Origin of the sequence: Nocardioides sp. (assembly GCF_041600255.1) — a bacterium.
Classification (GTDB): Bacteria; Actinomycetota; Actinomycetes; order Propionibacteriales; family Nocardioidaceae; genus Nocardioides.
Map to the genome: position 1 here is coordinate 1 of NZ_JBFIKK010000169.1, position 5760 is coordinate 5760.

A 5760-nucleotide genomic window follows, 5' to 3' on the forward strand; every position below is an offset into this window, starting at 1 on the left:
GGCCGCCGCGCCGGCCCCGGGAGCAGCCGGCGGCGGGGTGGATCCCGCGCCGTCGCCCATGGTGACCTCACGCTGCTTGGAGACGTAGACGGCCACCACGATGATCGCGGTCGCGACGAACGCGATCGCGAGCCGGGCGACGTCGTTCTGGTTGTCACCGATGCTCATCGAGACGACAGCGCTCGCGATCAGCAGCGAGACCAGGTTCATCACCTTGATCAGCGGGTTGATCGCCGGGCCGGCGGTGTCCTTGAACGGGTCGCCGACGGTGTCGCCGATGACGGTGGCAGCGTGGGCCTCCGAGCCCTTGCCACCGTGGTGGCCGTCCTCGACGAGCTTCTTGGCGTTGTCCCAGGCCCCACCCGAGTTGGCGAGGAAGACCGCCATCAGGGTGCCGGCGCCGATCGCACCGGCCAGGAAGCCGGCCAGGGCGGTGGCACCGAGGCCGAAGCCGACGGCGATCGGTGCGAGCACCGCCAGCAGCCCGGGCGTGACCAGCTCGCGCAGCGAGTCCTTGGTGACGATGTCGACGACCTTGCCGTACTCCGGACGGCCGGTGCCCTCCATGATCCCGGGGATCTCCCGGAACTGACGGCGCACCTCGTAGACCACGGCACCTGCGGCCCGGGCCACGGCGTTGATCGCCAGCCCCGAGAACAGGAAGACCACGCTCGCGCCCAGCAGGACCCCGACGATGACGGCCGGGTTGAAGACGCTGAAGTCCAGCAGGTGGGCCTCGTCGGCGCCGACGTTCGCCTTGCGCACCGCGTCGAAGACCGAGGTCGCGTAGGACCCGAACAGCGCGGTCGCGGCGAGTACGGCGGTCGCGATCGCAATGCCCTTGGTGATCGCCTTGGTGGTGTTGCCGACCGCGTCGAGCTCGGTGAGGATCTGGGCGCCCTCGGGGCTGACGTCCCCGGACATCTCGGCGATGCCCTGAGCGTTGTCGGAGACCGGACCGAAGGTGTCCATGGCGACGATCACGCCGACCGTGGTGAGCAGACCGCAGCCGGCCAGCGCCACCGCGAAGAGCGAGACCGTCAGGGTCGCGCCGCCGAGCAGGTAGGCGCTGAAGACGGCCGCACCGATCACCAGCGTCGTGTAGACCGCCGACTCGAACCCGACCGAGAGGCCGGAGAGGATCACGGTCGCGGCGCCGGTCAGCGACGTCTTGCCGACGTCCTTGACGGGGCGGTACTCGGTGCCGGTGAAGTAGCCGGTCAGCGCGAGGATGCCGGCCGACATCACGATGCCGATCACCACCGCGGTGGAGGCGATGAAGCGCGGGTCCCCGTCGATGCTGGCGAACTCCTGGCCGAAGCCGGCGAAGGTGCCGGGCAGGTAGACGTAGGAGAGGACCACGCTGGCCACGGCGGCGATGCCCGAGGAGAGGTAGAACGACCGGTTGATCGTGGTCAGGCCGTTCTCGCCGGCCTTGGGCTTCGTCAGGTAGACGCCCGCCACGGCGGTGAGCGCGCCGATGGCCGGGATCAGCAGCGGGAAGACGAGGCCCTTGTCGCCGAAGACCTGCGAGCCGAGGATCAGGGCCGCCACCAGGGTCACGGCGTACGACTCGAAGAGGTCGGCCGCCATACCGGCGCAGTCGCCGACGTTGTCGCCCACGTTGTCCGCGATCGTCGCGGCGTTGCGCGGGTCGTCCTCGGGGATGTTGTTCTCGACCTTGCCGACCAGGTCGGCACCGACGTCGGCCGCCTTGGTGAAGATGCCGCCGCCGACCCGCATGAACATGGCCAGCAGGGCGGCACCGAAGCCGAAGCCCTCGAGCACGTTGGGCGCCTTGTCCTGGAACATCAGGACGACGATGCTCGCGCCGAGCAGACCCAGGCCGACGGTGAGCATGCCCACCATGGCGCCGGTGCGCAGACCGATCCGCATGGCGGGTTCGCGACCCACCTCGTTGGCAGCCGCCGCGACGCGCAGGTTGGCCCGCACGGCGAGGTTCATGCCGAGGTAACCGACCGTGGCCGAGAAGCCGGCGCCGACCAGGAAGAACACCGAGCGGAAGATCCGGACGGCGAAGTCGTCGGCGGGCAGAGCGAGCAGCAGGAAGAACGCGACCGCCGCGAAGATGGCGAGGGTGCGGAACTGCCGAGCCAGGTAGGCGTTGGCGCCTTCCTGCACCGCCTGGGCGATGTTCTTCATGTTGTCGGTGCCCTCACCGGCGGCAAGAACCTCTTGGCGGAACATCGCAGCCATGGCAAGCGCGCCGAGCGCGATCAGTGCCACCACGATGACCAGTACGAGGTTGCCTCCGGAGACGTCCACGACTGCGGGAAGCATCCCGGTCATGTTTTCTCCTCCTGGGAAGTGATTCAGGTCTCACGAACGCTGGGGAGTCTACGCACGGACCGGCCCGGGAGCGCACGTCCGTGTGACGGGCGCCACACGTGTCGGCGACTTCCGGAGGTGGGCACCGCCGGACGCGGCCCGGAACGGCGGGCGGCTCCGGGCATGACGAAGGCCCGGAGCACGATGCTCCGGGCCTTCGTCGAGGTCGGGGGGCGGGTCGACGACCCGCCGGTTCAGTGGGCCGCGAGCGCTGCTTCGGCGGTCTCGTGGATCACGAAGACCTTGGCCAGGCCGGTGATCCGGAAGATCTTGAGCAGCCGGTCCTGGTTGCACACCAGCTGGAGCGAACCGTCGTGCGCGCGCACCTTCTTCAGGCCGCCGACGAGGACGCCGAGCCCGGTCGAGTCGAGGAACTCCACCGCTTCCATGTCGAGCACGAGGTCATACACGCCCGCGGCGACCAGTTCAGTGATCTTGTCGCGCAGCTTGGGTGCGGTGTAGACGTCGATCTCGCCACCGACGGCAACGATGGTCCGACCACCGACTTCGCGCGTCGCAAGAGTCAGATCCACGTGTTCTCCCTGGGGCCATGCCGGAACCGTGCTGGGTGTCAGCACGGTGGGGGTCCGGTCATCTGGTCAATGAAACCACGCGCACGGTAGCACCGCATCTAGAAGTTGCCGAGAACGACGACCGTCACCCGGGACTGTCGGCGGGCTTTGGGAGACTCCAGGAGTGAAATCCGCCGACCGACCCTCCCCCGCTCGGATCAGCGGACTGGTCGACCGGTTGAGCTCGGTCCCCGGGCGTGAGGAGCGGCTCACCCACCTGGAGGTGCTGCCGCCCCGGGCAGCCGTGACGGCCCCCTGGCCGAAGTGGGCCGACCCGTCAGTTGTGGTTGCCTTCACCGAGCGGGGGGTGCGCCAGCCATGGGGCCACCAGGTCGCCGCCGCCGAGCTGGCCCACGCCGGTGAGCACGTCGTGCTCGCCACCGGCACCGCCTCCGGCAAGTCGCTGGCCTACCAGCTGCCGGCGCTCACCGCGGTGCTCGGCTCACGCGGACCTCGGGGCCAGCGTGGCGACACCGTTCTCTACCTGGCCCCTACCAAGGCGCTGGCGCAGGACCAGCTCAGCGGCCTGCACGAGCTGGCCCGGGCCGGTGGGCTCGACGTCCGCTTCACCACCCACGACGGCGACAGCAGCCACGAGCAACGCGACTGGGCGCGCGACCATGCCGACTACATCCTGACCAACCCGGACATGCTGCACCGCTCGCTGCTGCCCGGTCACCAGCGCTGGGCGTCGTTCCTAGGGTCGCTCTCCTATGTCGTCGTCGACGAGTGCCATCACTACCGAGGCGTCTTCGGGGCCCACGTCTCGCACGTGCTGCGCCGGCTGCGGCGGATCTGCGCGTCGTACGGCGCCCACCCGACGTTCGTGCTCGCCTCGGCCACGGTCGCGGAGCCAGAGGTGGCCGGCCAGCGCCTGACCGGCCTCCCGGTCCGGGCGGTCACCACCGACGACTCGCCCCGCGGGCAGGTGGCCCTGGCGCTGTGGGAGCCACCGTTCACGTCGTACACGGGAGAGAACGGCGCTCCGGTACGTCGGGCCGCCTCCTCCGAGACCGCCGACCTGCTGGCCGACCTGGTCGCCGAGGACGTCCGGACCCTGGCGTTCGTCCGCTCGCGGCGCGGCGCCGAGCAGGTGGCGATCACCGCTGCCGAGCTCCTTGCCGAGGTCGACCCGTCACTTCCGGCGCGGGTCGCGTCGTACCGCGGGGGGTACCTGCCCGAGGAGCGGCGCGCGATCGAGAACGCACTGCGGCGAGGCGAGATCACCGGGCTGGCCGCCACCAATGCTCTCGAGCTCGGCATCGACATCAGCGGGCTGGACGCCGTGCTGATGGCGGGCTTCCCGGGCACCCGGGCGGCGCTGTGGCAGCAGGTCGGCCGCGCCGGTCGAGGGGCTCAGGACGCGCTCGGCATCCTGGTGGCCCGCGACGACCCGCTGGACACCTATCTCGTGCACCATCCGGAGGCACTGCTCGGCCGGCCGGTGGAGGCGAGCGTCTTCGACCCGAGCAACCCCTACGTGCTCGGCCCACACCTGTGCGCGGCGGCCCACGAGATCCCGCTGGTCGAGGCCGACCTGCCGATGTTCGGGCCGACCGCCGCCGAGGTGCTCACCGCGTTGACCGACGCCGGCCTGCTGCGCCGCCGGCCCCGCGGATGGTTCTGGACGGATCGTCGTCGCGCGTGCGACCTGGCCGACATCCGCTCCACGGGCGGATCGCCGGTGCAGCTGGTGGAGGCGGAGTCGGGGCGGGTGATCGGGACCGTCGACGCCGCCAGCTCGCACGGGACGGCCCACCCAGGCGCGGTGTACCTGCACCGCGGGGAGACCTGGCTGGTGCAGTCGCTCGACCTGGAGCACCACGTCGCGCTGATGGAGCGGGCCGAGCCCGCCTACTCGACCTCGGCTCGGGAGGTGACCGAGATCTCGGTCGTGGGTGAGCGTGAGCACGAGGCCTGGGGTGGGTGTCGCCTCTCCTTCGGAGACGTCGACGTCTCCCACCAGGTCGTGTCGTTCCTGTCCCGGCGGCAGCCGGGGGGTGAGGTGATCGGCGAGACGCCGCTCGACCTGCCCGAGCGTTCGCTGCGCACCTCGGCGGTGTGGTGGTCGGTGCCCGAGCATGTCCTGGTCGAGAGCGGGCTGGCTGCCGCGGACCTCCCGGGCGCGGCCCACGCCGCCGAGCACTGCTCGATCGGGCTGCTGCCGCTCTTCGCCACCTGCGACCGCTGGGACATCGGGGGCGTCTCCACGGCGGTACACGCCGACACGGGCCAGTTGACGGTCTTCGTGTACGACGGCCACCCGGGCGGGGCCGGCTTCGCGGAGCGCGGCTTCCATGCAGCGCGCGCATGGTTGACCGCGACCCGCGAGGCGATCCTGTCCTGCGGGTGTGCCGACGGATGCCCGTCCTGCATCCAGTCCCCCAAGTGCGGCAACCAGAACAACCCCTTGGACAAGGCGGGGGCTGCGGCGCTGCTCGGCCTGCTGCTCAGCGACGCCGGTCCGCGGCCTGACTGACCCCGGCCCGCACCGGGGGTGCGAGGCACCTCCTGGCGGGCCGGGGTCAGTCAGGTGAGGCGCTCGGGTCCGGCTCGGGCGCGCCCCGGGAGCTCCGTGCGGGACATCCACCAGCTCGGACCGAGGACCACGACCACGACGCTCACCTCCCGGCCCGCGACCGCGCACTCGGTGAGCCGAGCGTCATTGGCCTCGGCGATCGATGCCCCCACCTCGCACGGCGGGGCGCCGTCGCGCAGCGCGCCCGCGGCCGCCAGCGCGGTCAGGTCGGCGGCGGACTGGGCGGACCGGTGGGCCCGCACCAGTCCGCCCGCCACGGCCAACCCGAACGCCACCAGGACCAGCAGCGAGACGCAGGCC

4 protein-coding genes are annotated in these 5760 nt (G+C 71.2%); 1 reads left to right on the top strand and 3 read right to left on the bottom strand.

Translation table 11 applies throughout. The annotated features are described in order from the left end of the window. Positions 1-2310 (bottom strand): sodium-translocating pyrophosphatase (locus tag ABZE72_RS15255; protein ID WP_372729886.1); only part of this gene is annotated, 2310 nt, incomplete at its 3' end. A 233-nt stretch (positions 2311-2543) separates the two neighbouring features. Then, positions 2544-2882: an anti-sigma factor antagonist gene (locus ABZE72_RS15260; RefSeq protein WP_372729887.1), complete on the bottom strand. Its 339-nt coding sequence runs from the start codon at positions 2880-2882 to the stop codon at positions 2544-2546. 163 nt (positions 2883-3045) lie between these two features. Between ABZE72_RS15260 and ABZE72_RS15265 the strand changes: the two genes are divergently transcribed. Next, on the top strand, positions 3046-5400 hold the full coding sequence (locus ABZE72_RS15265; protein ID WP_372729888.1) for a DEAD/DEAH box helicase: 2355 nt from the start codon (positions 3046-3048) through the stop codon (positions 5398-5400). A 50-nt stretch (positions 5401-5450) separates the two neighbouring features. Here ABZE72_RS15265 and ABZE72_RS15270 read toward each other — a convergent pair. Further along, a partial coding sequence (locus ABZE72_RS15270) for an Rv3654c family TadE-like protein (RefSeq protein ID WP_372729889.1) occupies positions 5451-5760 on the bottom strand: 310 nt, incomplete at its 5' end.